The 19,430-nt window shown below is 67.8% G+C and carries 13 protein-coding genes; 9 read left to right on the top strand and 4 right to left on the bottom strand.

Translation table 11 applies throughout. The annotated features are described in order from the left end of the window. Positions 1-261 precede the first annotated feature (261 nt). The 4 genes from ACOCMH_RS05925 to ACOCMH_RS05910 all read right to left on the bottom strand — a co-directional run bounded on the left by ACOCMH_RS05925 (position 262) and on the right by ACOCMH_RS05910 (position 4,848). A complete protein-coding gene (locus ACOCMH_RS05925; protein WP_427308223.1) occupies positions 262-1,017 on the bottom strand; it encodes a DeoR/GlpR family DNA-binding transcription regulator in 756 nt (251 codons plus the stop codon). Positions 1,018-1,266: 249 nt separating this feature from the next. Then, positions 1,267-2,730, bottom strand: a complete 1,464-nt coding sequence (phnY, locus tag ACOCMH_RS05920) for a phosphonoacetaldehyde dehydrogenase (protein ID WP_427308222.1) — start codon at positions 2,728-2,730, stop codon at positions 1,267-1,269. A gap of 89 nt (positions 2,731-2,819) precedes the next feature. Beyond that, positions 2,820-4,082, bottom strand: coding sequence for a phosphonoacetate hydrolase (gene phnA, locus ACOCMH_RS05915; protein ID WP_427308221.1), 1,263 nt, complete (start codon positions 4,080-4,082; stop codon positions 2,820-2,822). Between the two features lie 61 nt (positions 4,083-4,143). Further along, positions 4,144-4,848 carry a phosphonate utilization associated transcriptional regulator gene (locus ACOCMH_RS05910; protein ID WP_427308220.1) on the bottom strand — a complete coding sequence of 235 codons (705 nt, stop codon included), beginning with the start codon at positions 4,846-4,848 and terminating at the stop codon, positions 4,144-4,146. 264 nt (positions 4,849-5,112) lie between these two features. Between ACOCMH_RS05910 and ACOCMH_RS05905 the strand changes: the two genes are divergently transcribed. The 9 genes from ACOCMH_RS05905 (at position 5,113) to ACOCMH_RS05865 (ending at position 19,044) form a co-directional block, all read left to right on the top strand. Further along, positions 5,113-6,147 (top strand): putative 2-aminoethylphosphonate ABC transporter substrate-binding protein, encoded by a 1,035-nt coding sequence (locus tag ACOCMH_RS05905; RefSeq protein ID WP_427308219.1) that lies wholly within the window; start codon positions 5,113-5,115, stop codon positions 6,145-6,147. A 93-nt stretch (positions 6,148-6,240) separates the two neighbouring features. After that, the gene (locus ACOCMH_RS05900) at positions 6,241-7,383 is read left to right on the top strand and encodes a putative 2-aminoethylphosphonate ABC transporter ATP-binding protein (RefSeq protein WP_427308218.1); all 1,143 of its coding nucleotides are present in this window, start codon (positions 6,241-6,243) and stop codon (positions 7,381-7,383) included. Beyond that, on the top strand, positions 7,374-9,197 hold the full coding sequence (locus tag ACOCMH_RS05895) for a putative 2-aminoethylphosphonate ABC transporter permease subunit (protein ID WP_427308217.1): 1,824 nt from the start codon (positions 7,374-7,376) through the stop codon (positions 9,195-9,197). The genes ACOCMH_RS05900 and ACOCMH_RS05895 overlap by 10 nt, the downstream gene beginning before the upstream one ends. A gap of 38 nt (positions 9,198-9,235) precedes the next feature. Further along, positions 9,236-10,369: a 2-aminoethylphosphonate--pyruvate transaminase gene (locus ACOCMH_RS05890; RefSeq protein WP_427308216.1), complete on the top strand. Its 1,134-nt coding sequence runs from the start codon at positions 9,236-9,238 to the stop codon at positions 10,367-10,369. Positions 10,370-10,625: 256 nt separating this feature from the next. Continuing rightward, the gene (locus tag ACOCMH_RS05885) at positions 10,626-11,477 is read left to right on the top strand and encodes an EamA family transporter (protein WP_427308215.1); all 852 of its coding nucleotides are present in this window, start codon (positions 10,626-10,628) and stop codon (positions 11,475-11,477) included. 89 nt (positions 11,478-11,566) lie between these two features. Next, on the top strand, positions 11,567-14,053 hold the full coding sequence (locus ACOCMH_RS05880) for a GcvT family protein (protein ID WP_427308214.1): 2,487 nt from the start codon (positions 11,567-11,569) through the stop codon (positions 14,051-14,053). 316 nt (positions 14,054-14,369) lie between these two features. After that, positions 14,370-17,204: a xanthine dehydrogenase family protein molybdopterin-binding subunit gene (locus ACOCMH_RS05875; protein WP_427308213.1), complete on the top strand. Its 2,835-nt coding sequence runs from the start codon at positions 14,370-14,372 to the stop codon at positions 17,202-17,204. Continuing rightward, the gene (locus ACOCMH_RS05870) at positions 17,201-17,761 is read left to right on the top strand and encodes a (2Fe-2S)-binding protein (RefSeq protein ID WP_427308212.1); all 561 of its coding nucleotides are present in this window, start codon (positions 17,201-17,203) and stop codon (positions 17,759-17,761) included. The genes ACOCMH_RS05875 and ACOCMH_RS05870 overlap by 4 nt, the downstream gene beginning before the upstream one ends. Continuing rightward, positions 17,761-19,044: a c-type cytochrome gene (locus ACOCMH_RS05865; RefSeq protein ID WP_427308211.1), complete on the top strand. Its 1,284-nt coding sequence runs from the start codon at positions 17,761-17,763 to the stop codon at positions 19,042-19,044. Before ACOCMH_RS05870 ends, ACOCMH_RS05865 begins: the two co-directional genes overlap by 1 nt. The last annotated feature ends 386 nt before the right edge of the window (positions 19,045-19,430 follow it).

Here is a 19,430-nt window from a genome sequence, read left to right as displayed (position 1 = left end):
ATCCGGCAGCCTTGCCGGCTGGGTGCCGGTCTGCGGTGCCGTCTGGCGTGCGCCGATGGAAGGTGGGTCGCCTCCGCATTGTTAGGACAACCAGGGCGGGCCATGCCTGTCCGACAACCCCGCACTTTAGCACCGGCGTGGGGCATCCGACAGTTAAAACACCTGTGACAGCGGCGTCAAAGCCGCATTTTGGTGCAACTGCAAGGGGATTTCCGTGCGATCAGCGGACATAGGCGCGCCCCCGGGCTGAGGCACCGTCGCTTACGCAATCAGCAGCTTGTTGCCCCGTTCCTTCAGGGCCGCGCCCAGCTCAGGCTCCGGCGCCATGTCGGTGATGACCCAGGCCGCCAGTTCGGCGTGCTTGATGGTGATGCCGGTGTTGCGGCCGAACTTGGTATGGTCGGCCACCACGCAGGCCACGTCCGCGGCCAGCAGCATGCGGCTGCGCAGCTCGGCCGCGGCGCGCGAGAAATCGCAGATTTCGCCGCGCGGCGTGATGCCGCCGATGCCGATAAAGGCAACGTCGGTGTGGTAGCGCGACAGCTGCTCGATGGTGTCCCAGCCGTGCGTGGCGTCTTCGTTGTCCTGCAGCTCGCCGCCCAGCACGATCACGCGATTGCCGTTGCGCCGCCCCAGCAGCTGGGCGATGGCAAGGTCGTTGGTGTAGACCAGCAGGTTGTGGTGCCCATGCAGCGCCTGCGCCACCGCGTGCGTGGTGGTGCCGTAGTCCAGGATCAGCGAAGCGCCGTCGCGCACCAGCTCGGCCGCGCGCACGCCGATGGCGCGCTTGCCTTCGGCATTGACCAGCGCGCGCGTCTGGGTATCGGGCTCGGTGCGGTCCGGGGCCAGCGCGCCGCCATGGGTCAGCACCAGCAGCCCGCGCGTGGCCAGCGCGTTGAGGTCGCGCCGGATGGTCTCGCGCGACACGTCGAGTTCGCTCACCAGTTCGCTGATGGCCAGCGCGCCGGTCGCGGAGAGCTGGTCGAGGATGTATTTCTGCCGTTGTTCGGCGAGCACGGTGACTCCGGGAAGCTCAGGGGACGTTGGGAGCTGATTCTAGCGCAGCCTATCCTTGGCGTGCCGAGGCGCCGTGCCCCGAACAACCGCCTGCATGCTCCCTCTCCCGCTTGCGGGAGAGGGTTGGGGTGAGGGCGGGAGGGTCAACGAAGTGCAGGCTGTCGCTATGGCCGGCGCCTGCCCTCTCCCCCTGCCCCTCTCCCGCAAGCGGGAGAGGGGAGCAAACCCGCAGGAGATTTCAGGCTGAACTCACCCCCACGGCAGCGTAATCGTCTTCAGATTGGTAAAGCTCTTCGCCGCCTCCTGCACCCCCTCCTTGTACCCCAGCCCCGAATCCTTGATGCCGCCGAACGGCGTCAGTTCGATGCGGTAGCCGGGCACTTCCCACAGGTTGACCGTGCCCACATGCAGCGCATTGGCGATCTTGGTGAACGCCTCGATATTGTTGGTGCATACGCCGGACGACAGCCCGAACGCGGTGCCGTTGGAAATCCGGATGGCGTCGTCGACGTCGCGGAAGGTGATGATCGGCGATACCGGACCAAAGGTTTCCTCACGCACCACCGTCATCGAGGGATCGACGCGGTCCAGCACGGTGGGCGAGTAGCTGGCCCCATTGCGCTGGTTGCCCGCCAGCAGGCGCGCACCCTGCGCCACCGCCTCGTTGACGCGGGCTTCGAACAGCTGCGCGGCCTGCTCGTCGATCACGGTGCCCATGTCGACGCCGCGGTCCATCGGGTCGCCATACTTCCAGGCGCGGGTCTTCTCCACCACCAGTTCGGTGAAGCGCGCCGCCACGGCCTGATGCACCAGCATGCGCTTGACCGCGGTGCAGCGCTGGCCGGAATTCTTGTACGAGCCCTGCACCGCCAGATCGGAGGCGCGCTCCAGGTCGGCGTCGTCCAGCACGATCAGCGGGTCGTTGCCGCCCAATTCCAGCACCACGCGCTTGTAGCCGGCCTTGCTGGCGATGTACTTGCCGATCGCCACGCCGCCGGTAAAGGTGACCAGGTCCACCGCTGGGTGCGTGATCAGCTCGTCGGCGATCTCGCGCGGGTCGCCGGTGACCACCTGCAGCATCTGCGGCGGCAGTCCGGCCTCATACAGCAGGTCGGCCAGGTAGAACGCCGACAGCGGCACCTTTTCCGACGGCTTGAGCACCATGCGGTTGTTGGTGGCGATCGAAGGCGCCACCTTGTGCGCGACCTGGTTCATCGGGTGGTTGAACGGCGTGATCGCGCAGATCACGCCCATCAGCGGCTCGCGCTGGGTCATCACGCGGCGCTTCTTGCCGTGCGGCGTCAGGTCGCAAGAAAACAGCTGGCCGTCGTCGCGCAGCGCCTCGGTGGCGGCAAAGCCCAGCACGTCGGCGACGCGGCCGATCTCATACAGCGAATCCTTCTTGGACAGGCCCGATTCGAGTGTGATCAGGTCCGACGCCTCGTCGGTACGCTCGCGCAGCAGGGCCGCGGCGCGGTTCAGGATGGCGGCGCGCTCATAGCGCGTCAGCGTGGCGCGGTAGGCCTGGCCCACCTCGAAGGCGCGGCGCACGTCCTCGAGCGTGGCCTTGGGCACGGTGCCAACCAGCGAGCCGTCAAACGGATTGCGCACTTCGATCACGCGTTCGCGCACGATTTTCTGGCCATCGATGCGCAGTGCCTCGGCGCGGAAATGGGGGCTGACGGCGCCAGCGGGAAATTGGGGGGCGTTCATGAGTCTCCTCCGGTCAATACAAGCTCCAACAGCGGCTCGAACAGCAGCTTCAAGCTGCGTTCCCGAACCGCTCGATATGATCCACGCGTTCAGTGCAGGTGGTTCAGCGCGACATCGAAGATGTCGAAATTGCGCAGCACGGCCTTGCCGGGAATGCCGGCGGTAGCGCGGTTGAACACCAGCGGCACGGTCTGCTCCGACACGCCGCCGTGCGAGCGCAGCGGCGCGTCCAGGCCGGACAGGTCATGGCGGCTGCGGCTGGTGCCCAGCACCACGTGCCGGTCGCTGGTGACCACCAGGTCGCCGACGCGGTCGGGCGGCAGTTCGAAGCGCGCGCAGGCCTCGGCATTGGTCAGCACGCTCTCCACGCCTTGCAGGTCGGACAGGCGCGCCTGGATGGCGGCAGGGTCGGCATCGTCGGGCAGGTAGATGGTGGCGTAGGAGCCCAACGCGCCGTGGTGGACCACGTACGGATCGGTGATCGGCAGGATCACGCGCGCGCCGCCGTCTGCCACGCCGCGCCCAAGCCAGTCGTCCAGGTGGTCCTGCAGGTAGATCACGTTGGGCGCCTTGGTGGCCTCGTCGTGCTTGGCGTTCATGCCGTGGTCGGCGGTCAGCGCCACCACGCAGCCCAGTTCGTCCAGCCGCGCCAGGTACTTGTCCATCATCGCGTAGAAAGCATTGGCACCGTCCGAACCGGGCGCGAACTTGTGCTGGATATAGTCCGTGGTGGACAGGTACATCAGGTCTGGGCGTCGCGTTTCCATCAGGCGCACGCCAGCGGCGAAAACGAACTCGGACAGCTCGGCGCTGTAGACATCCGGCACCGGCATGCCCACCAGCTCCAGCACGCCGTCGATGCCGTTTTCCGCCAGCGTGGCCTGGTCGGCCTTCTCCGACGAGAAGCAGATGCCGCGCATGCCGTGGCCCAGCAGCCGGCGCAGCTTGTCCTTGGCGGTGACCACGGCGACGCTGGCGCCGGCCTCGGCAAAGGCGGCCAGGATGGTGCCGGCGCGCAGGTACTTGGGGTCGTTCATCATCACTTCCTCGCCGCGCCCGCCATTGGCGCTGCGGTCGAAGAAGTAATTGCCGCAGATGCCGTGCACCGCCGGCGGCGCGCCGCAGACGATGGACAGGTTGTTGGGATTGGTGAAGGTCGGCACCACGCAGGCGCCGCGGAACGCGGAGCCGCTGTCCAGCAGGCGCTTCAGGTAAGGGGCGCGGCCGCTGGCGGCGGCGGCTTCGAGGTAATCGAACTCGCAACCGTCGACGCAGACCACCACGACGGGCTGCTGCATCCAGCGGTAGCTGCGCTGGTTGACGGTAATAGTGCGGGCGTTGGTCTCAGGCATGGTTGATTCCTGTGCGGGATCGCGGTCGGTAAGGCGGTAGCGGCAGTGGATTCGGTCAGGTTCAGGCGGCGGCATCGGTGCCGGATGAGGCCACCGCGGCATGCATGCGCGCGCGGCCGCGCTCGACGTGCTCGCGCATCAGCCGCGCGGCCAGTCCGCCGTCGCGCGCGGCAATCGCCGAGACGATGGCGCGGTGCTCGCGGGTGGAATCGGGCATGGCGGCGTGGCTGCGGGACAGCGCCTCGCGCCGGAACAGCGTCAGTTCCTTGACCAGGCGCCGGTAGGTCTCCAGCAGCTTGCGGTTGCCGGCCAGCGCGACCATGCGGTCGTGGAACGCCAGGTTCAGGCGCGTGTATTCATCGACATCGCGCGCCTGGCTGGCCGCGTCCAGGGCCTCCACCAGTGCGCGCAATTCGCGCAAGTCCTCGGGCGTGATGCGGGCGGCCAGCTGCCGGCCGATGAACTCATCCAGCACGGCACGCAGTTCATAGATTTCATCGGCCTCCTCCACCGAGATGGCGCGCACGAACACGCCGCGGTTTTTCTCGGTGCGCAGCAGCCCGGCCTGCTCCAGCGCACGGAAGGCTTCCCGCACCGGCCCGCGCGACACATTGAGCTGCCCCGCGACTTCGATCTCGTTGAGCTTGGCCCCGGGTGCGAGCTCGCCCGACATGATCCGCAACTCCAGTTCCCGCTGCACCAGCGTCGTCAGGGACTGGCTCTGCAGGATGGTGATTTCGCTCGCCAGCGGCGCTTGGCGTGACATGAAAGCTCCCGTTTGTGACGGATTCAGCAATATCGAAAATCCTTATTGCCATTAAAGCAAGCGGTTTGTATATTGTCAACAATCAAGACATCGGCGCAGAGCAACGGGTGACACACAGCGCGCAAAAAGTTAGGCATATGTCTTGCAAGTGTTGTAGCACAAGGGTTTTACGGTGATTCAATGTTGTGCGGCGCGCCCCATGGCGTTGCAACAGATTCACCACATTGACACATTTCTCCACCTACAATGCCGGAAGGAGTCCCCATGCAACCGTCCTTCACCACCACCCTGCGCACCGCCGCCGCCGTGCTTGCGCTAGCCGCCAGCGGCACTGTGCTGGCCCAGAAGACCACGCTGATCGTCTATACGGCGTGGGAGACCGAGACCCTCAAGCCCTATGCCGAAGGCTTTGCCAAGGTGGCCCCCGATATCGAACTGAAATACGTGCGCGACTCCACCGGCGTCATCACCGCCAAGGCGCTGGCCGAAAAAAGCAACCCTCAGGCCGATGTGATCGCCGGGCTGGCGGCGTCGAGCCTGGAACTGCTCAAGCACGAAGGGATGCTGACGCCGTACACCCCCAAGGGTTTCGAGAAGCTCACGCGCGACTACAGCGACAAGGCCAGTCCGCCGTCATGGGTGGGCCTGGACGTCTGGGGCGCCACCATCTGCTTCAACACAGTCGAGGCCAAGAAGCGCAACCTGCCGCGCCCTGAAACCTGGAAGGACCTGGCCAAGCCGGTCTACAAGGGCACCATCGTGATGCCCAACCCGGCCTCTTCCGGCACCGGCTTCCTCGACGTGACCGCCTGGCTGCAGCTCTTCGGCGAGCAGGACGGCTGGAAATACATGGACGCGCTGCACGAGAACATCGCGCAATACACGCATTCCGGCTCCAAGCCATGCAAGCAGGCAGGCGCCGGCGAATTCCCGATCGGCATTTCGTTCGAGCTGCGCGCGCACAAGACGCTGGCCTCGGGCGCGCCGATCGAGATGATCTTCCCCAAGGAAGGCCTGGGCTACGACATCGAGGCCGCCGGCATCGTCAAGGGCACCAAGAAGATGGAGGCCGCGCAGCGCTACCTGGACTGGCTCGCCAGCAAGGAAGCCAACCAGCTGTTCGCCAGGGACTGGGCCATCGTGGCTTACCCGGGCGTGGCGCGCAAAGTGGAGACCATCCCGGCCAACTACGAGCAGATGCTGGTCAAGAACGATTTCAGCTACATCGCCAAGAACCGCGAGCGGGTGCTGACCGAATGGCAGAAGCGCTACGCCAGCAAGTCGGAAAAGCAGCCCTGAGCGCCTGAGCGCCGTCCTGTACCGGCGCCGCCGGCCCGTTTCCCGGGCAGGCGGTGCCGGGGTCCCCCCAACAGAACACACAGGCCCCACGCCATGCAGACCTCCACATCCACGGCCGAGACCTACCTCAGCCTGAAAGGCATCCACAAGCGCTTCGGCGGCAGCAGCGGTGCCTTTGTCGCGCTCCACCATATCGACCTCGACGTGCGCCAGGGCGAGCTGCTGTGCTTCCTGGGCCCGTCGGGCTGCGGCAAGACTACGCTGCTGCGCATCATCGCCGGGCTGGAGTCGCAGAGCGCCGGCACCATCCGCCAGGGCGGGCGCGACATCTCCACGCTGCCGCCGATGGAGCGCGACTACGGCATCGTGTTCCAGTCTTATGCGCTGTTCCCAAACCTGACGGTGGCCGACAACGTCGCCTACGGCCTGGTCAACCGGCGCATGCCGCGCGACCAGCGCCGCGCGCGCGTGGCCGAGCTGCTCACCCTGGTGGGACTGCCGGACCGCCGCAACCAGTACCCGGCGCAGCTGTCGGGCGGCCAGCAGCAGCGCGTGGCGATCGCGCGCGCGCTGGCCACCTCGCCCGGCCTGCTGCTGCTGGACGAGCCGCTGTCGGCGCTCGACGCGCGCGTGCGGGTGCGGCTGCGCAGCGAGATCCGCGCGCTGCAGCAGCGGCTGAACATCACCACCATCCTGGTCACGCACGACCAGGAAGAGGCGTTGTCGATGGCGGACCGCATTGTGGTGATGAACCAGGGTGCGATCGAGCAGGTCGGCACGCCGGCGCAGATCTACCAGCGTCCGGCCACGCCGTTCGCGGCGGACTTCGTCGGCAAGACCAACATGCTGGGCGCGCGCATCTGCGGCGACGGCGAGCTGCACCTGGGCGGCGTGCGCATGCGCTGCGCCGCGCCCGCGGGCTGCTGCCCCGACGAGGACGTGCAGGTGTTCTTCCGCCCGGAAGACGTGTGCGTGCGCGGCATCGAACAGCATGGCCCCAATGTGCTGGAGGCCACCGTCGACAAGATCGAATTTCTCGGCGCGTTCTCGCGCCTGACGCTGCGGCTGCCGGACGCCGCGCCCGCGGCACCCGGTGGCGCCGGCGCAACGGGCAGCGCGCTGTATGCCGACCTTTCGCTCAATGACCTGCACGAGCTGCGCCCGCACACCGGCGACCGGCTGCGCCTGGCCATTCCCGCTGACCGACTCCGCATCTTCCGCCACGCATGCGCATGAGCCTGACTGCGGCGCCGGCCACTACGTCTGCCACCATGCCCGCTACCGACACCCTTTCCGCCACCCCCGCCGCCAGCGTGCCGCCAGGGCCTGCCAACCACGGCGCGCAGCCCGCGCCAGCGGCGCTGGTCGCCACCTCGGTGCGCGCGCACTGGACCGACCGCCTCGCCCACCTGCTGCTGGCGCTGGCCGCGCTGGCGCTGGCCTGCTTCGTGCTGGCGCCGATCGTGATGATCCTGGCCAAGAGCGTGCAGAACCGCGACGGCACGCTGGCCGGCATCGCGCACTTCCGCGCCTACTTCGAGTCGCCCGCGCTGCTGCGCTCGGTGTGGAACAGCTTGTGGGTCTCGGCGCTCGCCACCTGCATCACGGTGCCGCTGGCGTTCGGCTTTGCCTACGCGCTCACGCGCAGCCGCATCGCCTGCAAGGGCCTGCTGCGCAACCTGGCGTTGATCCCACTGCTGGCGCCCTCGCTGCTGGCGGCGATCTCGTTCATCTTCTGGTTCGGCAACCAGGGGCTGTTCAAGCCGTGGATGGGCAGCACGCAGATCTACGGGCCGCTGGGCATCGTCGCCTCGCTGGTGTTCGCCACCTTTCCGCACGCACTGATGATCCTGATCACGGCGCTGTCGCTCACCGACGCGCGGCTGTACGAAGCCGCCGACGCGCTCGGCACCTCGACCGTGCGCAAGTTCTTCACCATCACCGTGCCCGGCGCGCGCTACGGCCTGGTCAGCGCCGCCATGGTGGTGTTCACCTATGCGATCTCTGACTTCGGCATCCCCAAGGTGATCGGCGGCAACTTCCATATGCTGGCGACCGACATCTACAAGCTGGTGATCGGCATGCAGGACTTCTCGCAGGGCGCGGTGGTGTCGCTGATGCTGCTGGTGCCGGTGGCCGTGACCTACTGCGTGGATGCGCGCGTGCAACGTCGCCAGATGGCGCTGATGTCGTCGCGCTCGGTGCCCTATGTGCCGCGCCGCAGCCCGCGCTACGACCTGGCCATGGCGGTGTTCTGCTGGCTGATGGCGGCGCTGATGCTGGCGGTGATGGGCATGGCGGTGTACGCGTCCTTCGTCAAGCTGTGGCCGTACAACTTCTCGCTGTCGCTGAACCATTACCGGGTGGGACTGGTCGAGGGCGGCGTGGTCGATTCCTACCTGAACAGCGTGCGCATGGCGGGCCTGGCCGCGGTGATCGGACCGGTGTTCATCTTCGCCACCGCCTACCTGCTGGAGAAGACCCGCGGCATGGACTGGCTGCGCAGCTTCGTGCGGCTGATGGCGGTGCTGCCGATGGGCGTGCCGGGGCTGGTGCTGGGCCTGGGCTACATCTTCTTCTTCGTGCCGCACGCCAACCCCATGCACGGGCTGTACCAGACCCTGGGCATCCTGGTGCTGGTGACCATCGTCCACTACTACGCCTCGTGCCACCTGACGGCGGTGACGGCGCTCAAGCAGCTCGACAGCGAGTTCGAGGCCGTGTCGGCGTCGCTCAAGGTGCCGTTCTACAAGACCTTCTTCAAGGTCACGGTGCCGGCCTGCCTGCCCGCCATCCTGGAGATCTCGCGCTACCTGTTCATCAATGCGATGACCACGGTCTCGGCGGTAGTGTTCCTGTACGGCGCCGACACCAAGCTGGCTTCGGTGGAGATCGTCAACCTGGACGAGTCCGGCGACATCGGCCCGGCCGCGGCGATGGCCACGCTGGTGGTGCTGACCTCGGCCTTCGCCTGCCTGCTCTATTACCTGCTGCAACGGGTGCTCGATTGCAAGACCCAGGCCTGGCGCCAGGGCCAGGGCAACGACTGACCTTCCCTCTTTCACTCCTTCCCAATCAGGAGCTCACCATGATCCGCGGCAACGACCCGATCCTTCTGACCCCCGGCCCCCTGACCACCTCGCTCGCGACCAAGCAGGCCATGCTGCGCGACTGGGGCTCGTGGGACGCCGCCTTCAACACCATCACGCGCAGCCTGTGCGACGACCTGGTGCGCATCGTCCACGGCGAAGGCACCCATGTCTGCGTGCCAATGCAGGGCAGCGGCACCTTCTCGGTGGAAGCGGCGATCGCCAACGTAGTGCCGCGCGACGGCAAGGTGCTGGTGCCGCAGAACGGCGCCTACTGCCAGCGCATCCTGAAGATCTGCAAGGTGCTGGGGCGCGCCAGCGTGGAACTGCCGATTCCGGAAGACCAGCCCGCCAGCGCCGCGCTGATCGAAGAGGCGCTGCGGCGCGACCCGTCGATCACGCACGTGGCGCAGGTGCACTGCGAGACCGGCGCCGGCGTGCTCAACCCGCTGCAGGACATCGCCCTGCTGTGCCAGCGGCTGGGCAAGGGCCTGATCGTCGACGCCATGAGCTCGTTCGGCGCGATCGAGATCGATGCCCGCACCATGCCGTTCGACGCGCTGGTGGCTGCCACCGGCAAGTGCATCGAGGGCGTGCCCGGCATGGGCTTCGTGCTGGTGAGGAAGGACGTGCTGGAAGCCAGCCAAGGCAACAGCCACTCGCTCGCGCTCGACCTCTATGACCAGTACGTCTACATGCAGAAGACCACGCAGTGGCGCTTCACGCCGCCCACGCACGTGGTCGCGGCGTTCCGCGCGGCGCTGGACCAGTACCTCGAGGAAGGCGGCCAGCCGGCGCGCGGCGCGCGCTACCGCCGCAACTGCGACACGCTGGTGCAAGGCATGGCGGCACTGGGCTTCCGCGCCTTCCTGCCGGCGGCGGTGCAGGCGCCGATCATCGTCACCTTCCATGCGCCGGCGGATGCGCGCTATGACTTCAAGACGTTCTACAGCAAGGTGCGCGAGCGCGGCTACATCCTGTATCCGGGCAAGCTGACCCAGGTGGAGACCTTCCGCGTGGGCTGCATCGGCGCGATCGACGACAACGAGATGCGCAACGTGGTGACGGCGATCGGGGAAGTGCTGCGGGAGATGGGGATCGCGATGCAGGCGCCGCTGGCGGAGGCGGCTTGAGTCAATTTCCTTCAACGCCGGCAGCAAGCTCCCCTCTCCCGCCTGCGGGAGAGGGGTGGGGGTGAGGGCCGGAGCTTGCAGTACCGCAGGCCACCGCATCGCGATGCAAGACTGCCTGTCGCACTGTGGAATCCTGCGCCATTGCCACCGCCTGCCCTCACCCCCTGCCCCTCTCCCGCCCGCGGGAGAGGGGAGAAAACAAGGGGGAATCGCGAAACGCCCCGACGCAGCCGACCACAAGAACCACCACCCTTTCATGTCCCTCCCCCCCGATTTCCACGGCCTAGCCTTTGCCGCCGTGATGCTGTCGGCGCTGATGCACGCGTCGTGGAACGCCATCGTCAAGATCGGCGGCGACCGCCTCTCGTCGATGGCGCTGATCGACACCTTCTGCCTGCTGGTGGCCCTGCCCTTCCTGTTCCTGGTGCCTGCGCCCGCGCCCCAGGTGTGGCCGTTCCTGCTGGCCACGGTGGCGCTCGAGGTGGTCTACAAGCTGTCGCTGGTGGCCGCCTACAACCGCGGCGACTTCAGCCAGGCCTATCCGCTGATGCGCGGCTCGGCGCCGATGATGGTGGCGATCCTGCTGTTGCTAACCGGCAGCGAACGGCTGGGGCCCGGCGGCTATGCCGGCATCGCGCTCATTTGCTGCGGCCTGGTCAGCCTGGTGCACTGGCGCCGGCAGCCGGCAGACCTGCTCGGCTTTGCGCTGCTGGCCGGGGCCTGCCTGGCGGGCGGCACCGTGATCGACGGCACCGCGGTCAAGCGCCATGGCGAGGTCTTTACCTACATCGTCTGGCTGCAGGCGATGTCGCATGTGTTCATGCCCGGCTATGCCTTCGCCCGCCGCGGCATGGCGCTGGTGGCGCTGCTGCGCACGGAGTGGAAGCGCGCGTGGATCGGCGGCGTCAACCGCGTGGGCTCTTATGCGCTGATGCTGTGGGCGATGACCATGGCGCCGGTGGCCAAGCTGGCGGCGCTGCGCGAGTCGAGCGTGATTTTCGCCGCGCTGCTGGGATATTTCTTGCTGCGCGAGGCCTTCGACCGTCGCCGCGTGGTGGCGACCGCGTTCGTGCTGCTGGGCATCGTGACACTGCAACTGGCGCGATAAGGCATGTTGCGTTTTGCGTTGTTTATTGGCATTTTGTGGCATACCATGGCATTCATCTCCCACCGCTTTCGCCCTGCGCGTTGACCCCCATGTCCTCTGCCCTCCCTTCTCAAACCCGCGTCGTCATCATCGGCGGCGGCATCATCGGTTGCAGCGTTGCCTACCACCTGACCAAGCTGGGCTGGACCGATGTCGTGCTGCTGGAACAAGGGCAACTGTCGTGCGGCACGACCTGGCACGCCGCCGGGCTGGTGGGCCAGCTACGCTCGCAGGAAAGCATGACCCGGCTGATCCGCTATTCCACGCAGCTGTACAGCGAACTGGAAGCGGAAACGGGCCTGGGCACCGGCTGGAAGCAATGCGGTTCGCTGTCGGTGGCGCGCACCGCGGAGCGCATGACGCAACTGCGCCGCACCGCGGCGGTGGCGCGCGCCTATGGGGTGGAATGCGAGGTGATCTCGCCCGCCCAGGCCGGCGAGCTGTGGCCGGCGATGCGAACCGACGACCTGCTGGGCGCGGTATGGCTGCCGGGCGACGGCAAGGCCAACCCGACCGACCTGACCCAGGCGCTGGCGCGCGGTGCGCGCAGCCACGGCGCCCGCATTGTGCAAGACACGAAGATCACCGCGGTCCATACCCGCGATGGCCGCGCCACCGGCGTCAGCTGGCGCAACAAGGCCGGCGACGAAGGCCGCATCGAAGCGGAGATCGTGGTCAACTGCGCGGGGCAGTGGGCACGCCAGGTGGGGCAGATGTGCGGCGTGACCGTGCCGCTGCACTCGGCCGAGCACTACTACATCGTCACCGAACGCATCGCCGGCGTGCATCCCGACCTGCCGGTGATGCGCGACCCGGACGGCTTTATCTACTTCAAGGAGGAGGTCGGCGGGCTGGTGATGGGCGGCTTCGAGCCCGACGCCAAGCCCTGGGGCATGCAGGGCATTCCGGAGCCGTTCGAGTTCCAGCTGCTGCCCGATGACTGGGACCAGTTCCAGATCCTGATGGAAAACGCGCTGGTGCGCGTGCCGGCGCTGGAAACCGCGCAGGTGAAGCAGTTCTACAACGGGCCGGAATCCTTCACGCCGGACAACAACTTCATCCTTGGTGAAGCGCCCGAGTTGCGCAACTTCTACGTCGGCGCTGGCTTCAACTCGATGGGCATCGCCTCGGCCGGCGGCGCCGGCATGGCGCTGGCCGAATGGATCGTCGCGGGCGAGCCGACCATGGACCTGTGGCCCGTCGATATCCGCCGCTTCGCCGGCTTCAACGGCAACCAGAGCTGGTTGCACGACCGCATCAAGGAAACCCTCGGTCTGCATTACGCGATGCCGTGGCCGAATCGCGAACTGGAGACCGCGCGCCCGTTCCGCCGCTCGCCGCTGTATGCGCACCTGCGCGAAGCCGGCGCCAGTTTCGGCAGCAAGATGGGCTGGGAGCGGCCCAACTTCTTCGCACCGCCGGGCGCATCGCCGCGGATCGAATACGCCTTCGGCCAGCAGAACTGGCTGCCATGGAGCGGCGCCGAGCACCGGGCCTGCCGCGAGGGCGTGGCGCTGTTCGACATGAGCTCGTTCTCCAAGTACCTGGTCAAGGGCGCCGATGCCGAGGCGGTGCTGCAGTACGTGATGAGCAATGACGTGGCGGTGCCGCCGGGGCAGACCGTCTATACCGCGATGCTGAACGAGCGCGGCACCTATGAGTCCGACCTGACCGTGACGCGGCTGGCGCACGACCAGTACCTGGTGGTGACCGGCTCGGCGCAGACCACGCGCGACTTCAGCTATATCGAGCGGCTGATCCCGGACGACCGGCGCTGCGTGATCGTCGACGTCACCGGCCAGTTCGCGGTGCTGGCGGTGATGGGGCCGCGCTCGCGCGAGCTGCTGCAGCGGGTGTCGCGCGCGGATTTCTCCAATGACGGCTTTCCCTTCGGCAGCTCGCGCGAGATCGACCTGGGCTATGCCACCGTGCGCGCGACGCGCCTGACCTATGTGGGCGAACTGGGCTGGGAGCTGTACGTGCCGGTGGAATTCGCGGTGGGCGTGTACGAGACGCTGCACGAGGCGGGCCGCACGCTCGGGCTGGTCGATGCCGGCTACTACGCGATCGAGTCGCTGCGGCTGGAAAAGGGCTACCGCGCCTGGGGCCGCGAGCTGTCGCCGTCGGTCAATCCGTTCGAGGCGGGACTGTCGTTCGCCTGCAAGCTGGCCAGCGGCATCGACTTCCGCGGCCGTGACGCGCTGCTGCGGCTGCGGCAGGCCGGCGCGCCCGCGCGGCGCATGGTGGTCGTGACGGTGGACGGCGCCAGCGATGCCATGCTGTGGGGCGGCGAAGCCGTGCTGCGCACCGGGCCCGGCGGCAGTGCGCGCGCGGTGGGATCGCTCAGTTCCGCCGCGTTCGGCCATACGCTGGGCTGCCCCGTGGGCATGGCCTTGCTGGCGCGCGAGGACGGGCCGGCCGATGCGGCGTGGCTGGAAGCCGGCACCTATCACGTCGACCTGGCCGGCGCCGTGCTGCCGGCGCGCGTGCACCTGCGCGCGCCCTACGATCCGGCCTCGGCGCGCCCGAAGGCTTGAACAGAGAGCCGGCGAGGAATATTCGCGCCGGCTGATAACCATTATTCAGGGCCCCGCCTTGAGGTAAACCCTAGGCCACACGGCGACAATCGCGGGGGTCAGCGCAGCCGTTCAGCGCCAGGACCATGACAACCATGCCCCGCCCCGATTCACCCGCGCCGCAGCCGTAGTGACTGGCGGCACGCCATGCCCTGCAGCGGCCGCACCATCGCGGCCGCGCTCCCTGAACACCTGAACCGTTTCCGTGCCAGCCCCCGGGCTGGCCCGCGGATGGCTGCCCTTGCCGCGCAATCTTGCGCAATCCCCAAGGAATTCCATGCCCAGCTTCAACCCTTCACGGCGCACCTTCCTCAAAGCCAGCGTCGTGGCCGGGGTGTCGGTCTATATCGCGCCCCTCGGCGGCAAGGCTTTCGCGGCCTTGTTCGAAGACAAGATCCTGACCCCGGTGCAGTGGGACGCCAAGGCCGGCGCCCCCAGATTCCGCATCGACGGCATCGCCAAGGTCACCGGCGCCAAGGTGTTCGCGCGCGATATCCGCTCGCGCGACATGCCGCACTGGCCCCGGCACCAGTCGCATGCCTTCATCCTGCGCGCAACCCAGGCCGACCGCCGCTACAAGGGCTTCGACCTCGGCGTGCTGGGCGACCAGTTGAGGCCTGACCGCGTCGTCACCGCCGATGACCTGGCACGCGACGGCGTCGCCTTCCCCGCCTTCTACGGCGAGGACATGCTGCTGCCCGCAGGCAAGACCCCTGCCTACCTTGGCCACGCGGTGGCGATCCTGATCTACCACGATTTCGCCCGCTTCCGTTTCGCCAAGGACAAGCTCAAGTTCCGCGACGACGTCATCCGCTATGGCGCGAAAACCGGCCCGCTGGAACGCGACCCGTGGGGTACCTTCCGCTTCGTGCGCGTAGGCGGCGCCACGCCCTATGAAGACGATGTGTTCTCCAGCCTGAAGCACGCGCCGGTGTTCCCCAGCATGATGCGCAAGCACCAGCCGGTATGGCCGGACGGCAAGGACCACGGCCAGCTCGGTGAACAGGGCATGTACCACGCCGGCCAGATCCGCGCGCAACTGGCCAGCCCGTCAGCTGACTGGCTGGTGCTGGAGCGCGAGTACCACTCGCAGTCGGTCGATACCGCCGCGCTGGAACCCGACAACGCCAACTGCTGGTACGACCCGGCCACGCAGGCGCTGCACCTGGTGGTGCCGACGCAATCGCCGATCGAAGTCGGCGAGAGCGCGGCCGAGATGCTGGCGAAGGCCAAGGGTGCGTTCCCGGTGAAGCAGGTGTTCCTGCACCCCTGTTATACGGTCGGCTACGGCTCCAAGGACCACTACAACTTCCCGTTCTACGGCCTGGTCACGGCGCTTTACGCCGACGGCAAGCCGGTGCGGCTGGCCAACGACCGCTTCGAGCAGTTCCAGACTTCGATCAAGCGGCATGCCTTCAGGATGCGCTACCGCATCGCGGTCGACAAGAAGACCGGCCTGTTCCAGGCCTTCCAGGGCGACCTGGAAGCCAACGGCGGCGGGCGCGCCAACTTCTCGCCGTCGGTGGCGATGGTGGGCGCCACCGCTGCGCAATCGATCTACTACTTCCCGAAGAACGACCTGACCGCCGTGGCGATCGCCTCGCGCGCCATCGACGCGGGCTCGGCGCGCGGCTACGGCACGCTGCAGAGCATGGCCGCGACCGAGATGATGGTCGACGAGTTCGCCGAGCAGCTGAAGCTGGACCCGATCGAGTTCCGGCTGAAGAACGCGCTGCGCTCCGGCATGAAGAACACGCAGGGCGCGATCCCCGCCGGCTCGATCCGCGTTGACGAGGTGCTGGAAGCGGCCCGGGCCTATCCGCTGTGGACGCAGCGCGCCAGCAAGAAGGCGGAATATGAGGCGGCCAATCCCGGCCGCCGCTATGGCGTGGGCTTTGCCTGCGTGCAGAAGGATTTCGGCACCGGCGCGGAAGCGTCGTTCGCCAAGGTCGAGCTGAAGGCCGACGGCAGCATCGTGCTGCATCACTCCGGCGCCGAGATCGGCACCGGCATGTCGACCTCGCAGGCCGCCGCGGTGGCGCGCTGGCTGGGCAAGCCGGCGGGCGAGGTGCGCACTTCCGTCACCGACTGGGCCGACCTGCCGGTGACCACCTCGGGCGACCCCTACCTGATGAGCCAGGCCGAACAGGACAAGCTGTCGGCCAACCCGCGCTGGTCGCCGGCCTATGCGTCGCCGGCCAGCGCCACCAACTCGGCCTACTACTTCACGCACAGCACGCGCGAGGCCGCGCGCGTCATCTTCATGCATGGCCTGTGGCCGGCGGCGCTGGCGATCTGGCGCCAGGGCATCGGCGGCGGCCAGGCGGCCTCGCTGGTAGTGCGCGTGGAAGACGCGCGCTGGGTCGACGGCAAGCTGAGCGCCGGCGGGCTGCAGGCGCTGCCGTTCGAACAGGTCGCCGCCAAGGCGCATGAGCTGGGGCTGGTGACCGGCGCCACCGTGCACGTCTTCAACCGCTGGCAGTGGAGCGAAGCCGATTTCGACATCAACGGGCAGGCCGCGCGCCTGCCGGTGGACGGCCTCTCGGTGCGCTACGGCGACGGCGCCGATGCCACGCGCAAGGCACGAATGCGCAGCGCCGGTGGCTGGCACGTGCTCGATCGCAGCAAGGTCTATATCGCCCCAACACAGCGCAACAACGCCGCGGTGACCTACTACAGCGCGGTGGGCACCTTCGTCGAGCTGTCGGTGCACGAGGCCAGCGGCAAGGTGGACATCCTGTCGCACCACTCGATCATGGAGTGCGGCACGCAGCTGTCGCCGCAGCTGGTGTCCGGCCAGCTGCAGGGCGGCATTGCCATGGGCATCGGCCACGCGCTGCATGAATACCTGCCGCTCTACGAGGACGGTCCCGGCAACGGCACCTGGAACTTCAACCGCTACCACCTGCCGCGCGCCAGCGACGTGGCGGTGTGGACCCAGACCGGCACGGTGCTGCCGCCGGTCTCGGAAACCGACCCGCCCAAGGGCGTCGCCGAGGTGGTGATGATCCCGGTGGTGGGCGCCATCGTCAACGGCATTGCGCATGCCATCGGCCACCGCTTTACCGACCTGCCGGTGACGGCGGCCAAGATCCAGGAGGTACTGGCATGAGCATTGCCACCCAACCCATCACGCTCAACATCAACGGCAAGGACGTCGGCCCGGTGGACGTGCCCGAAGGCCTGATGATGATCGATTTCCTGCATGAGTACCTGGACCTGACCGGCTCGCGCCTGGGCTGCGGCCAGGGCATCTGCCACGCCTGCGTGGTGATCCACGACAAGCCCGACGGCACCAGCGAGGAAGTGCGCAGCTGCATCACCGGCGCGCACTGGTTCCAGGGCCGCAAGGTGCGCACCGTGGAAGGCCACGGCAAGCGCAACGCGCAAGGCGAAGTGGTCGAGCTGACGCCGGTGCAGCAGAAGTTCCTGGAGCATTTCAGCTTCCAGTGCGGCTACTGCACGCCGGGCTTCGTCAACGGCGCCACCATCCTGGTGGAAAAGCTCCAGCGCAACCCGGTGCCGAAAGACCAGGTCGAGGCCACCATCACCAAGGCGCTGGACGGCCATATCTGCCGCTGCACCGGCTATGTGCGCTACTACGAGGCGGTAAAGGACGTGATCACCAGCACCCCGGGGCTGGTCCGGGACAGCGGGAGCGACAAGTGATGCAGCGCACGCCCCTGATGATGGCCACGCGCGCCGCGCTGGCAGCGATTGCCGCGGCCGCGATCATGGCCGGTTGCGGCAGCCGCACCGACGCGATGGCTCCCGCCGCCGACCACGCGCCCAAGGCACAACTCTCCGCCACCGAGCAGATCGCGCGCGGCCGCTACCTGGTGCGCGCCGCGGACTGCGCCGCGTGCCATACCGCGCCGCAAGGCGCGCCATTCGCCGGCGGCGTGGAGCTGGCCTCGCCGTTCGGCAAGTTCTACGGCACCAACATCACGCCGGACAAGACCCACGGCATCGGCAACTGGAGCGCCGACGACTTCTACCAGGCGCTGCATGACGGCAAGGCGCCGGGCAAGCAGCTCTACCCGGCGATGCCGTACACCTCGTACCGCGGCGTGTCGCGCGCGGATGCCGATGCCATGTACGCCTACCTGATGCAGGTGAAGCCGGCCGCGGTGGCCAACCGTCCGCACGACCTGCAGTTCCCGTACAACCTGCGCTTCGCGCTGGCGGGCTGGAACCTGCTGTTCCTCGAGGACCAGCTGCCTGACGCCTCCACCGGCAATTCGGCGTCATGGCAGCGCGGCCGCTACCTGTCCAACGCGCTCGGCCATTGCGCCGAGTGCCACACGCCGCGCGCCGCCTTTGGCCGCCTGGACCTGTCGAAGCCGCTGGCCGGTGCCGCGCTGGCGCGCGTCGGCGCGCCCGACATCACGCCCGCCGGACTGGCCGCGCGCGGCTGGACCGCCAGCGACCTGCAGCAGTTCTTCGCCACCGGCATCGCGCCGCAGGGTTCGGCCTTTGGCGAGATGCACCCGGTGGTGCATCTGAGCAGCCAGTACCTGACCCAGGGCGACCTGGCCGCGATGAGCACCTATCTGCTCGGCGACCAGCCGCCCGCGCCGCAACCCGTGAAGGCGGTGCATGCGGATGCCGCGCAGCTCGCACCGGGGCGCCGCCAGTACGTGGCGGTCTGCGCGGGCTGCCATGGCCGCGAGGGCGAAGGCAAGCCGCATGTGGCGGTGTCGATGGCCGGCAATTCGACGGTGCGCAACGCCGATGCGCGCAACCTGATCGTGTCGATGCTGGATGGCATCGAGGCGCAGCGCTTTCCCGGCGTGGAAGCGATGCAGGAAATGCCAGGCTTTGCCGCGCGCATGAGCGACGAGGAACTGGCGCAGCTGGCCAATTACCTGCGGGCTACGTGGGGCGGGCAGCCGGCCGATGTAAAGCCGGGCGATGTGAAGGCGCTGCGCGCGGCGGGGCCGGGGCACTAAGGCCCACTGCCAGCGGCGCAAAGCCATTCCGCCGGTTTGCTCCCCTCTCCCGCTTGCGGGAGAGGGGCCGGGGGTGAGGGCGGGTGCTGGCATACCGACGCGCTTCGCTTCATTGACGCTCCGGCCCTCACCCCCACCCCTCTCCCGCTTCGCGGGAGAGGGGTGCGATTGCGAAGGGTGGTAGCCATGGCATGCGCTATCGCATCGCATCGCATCGGCAGTACAGCGAGTGTTCCAATCTGGAACAACCACTGTCACGCACTGGCACACTTGCGGCCCGATTTCCCGGCCGATTCTCGCTTCATCCCGCTTTTCCCTCCTCCCGCTCCCCCGGCACACCTCTTGCGATCTGCTCCCGTGCGCACGGCCCCAAGGCCGTGACGACA

The organism is Cupriavidus sp. H39, assembly GCF_050271075.1.
In the GTDB taxonomy this organism is placed as follows: Bacteria; Pseudomonadota; Gammaproteobacteria; order Burkholderiales; family Burkholderiaceae; genus Cupriavidus; species Cupriavidus necator_B.
The sequence above is the reverse complement of the archived record's forward strand: the minus strand, read 5'-3'. Positions and strand labels throughout refer to the sequence as shown.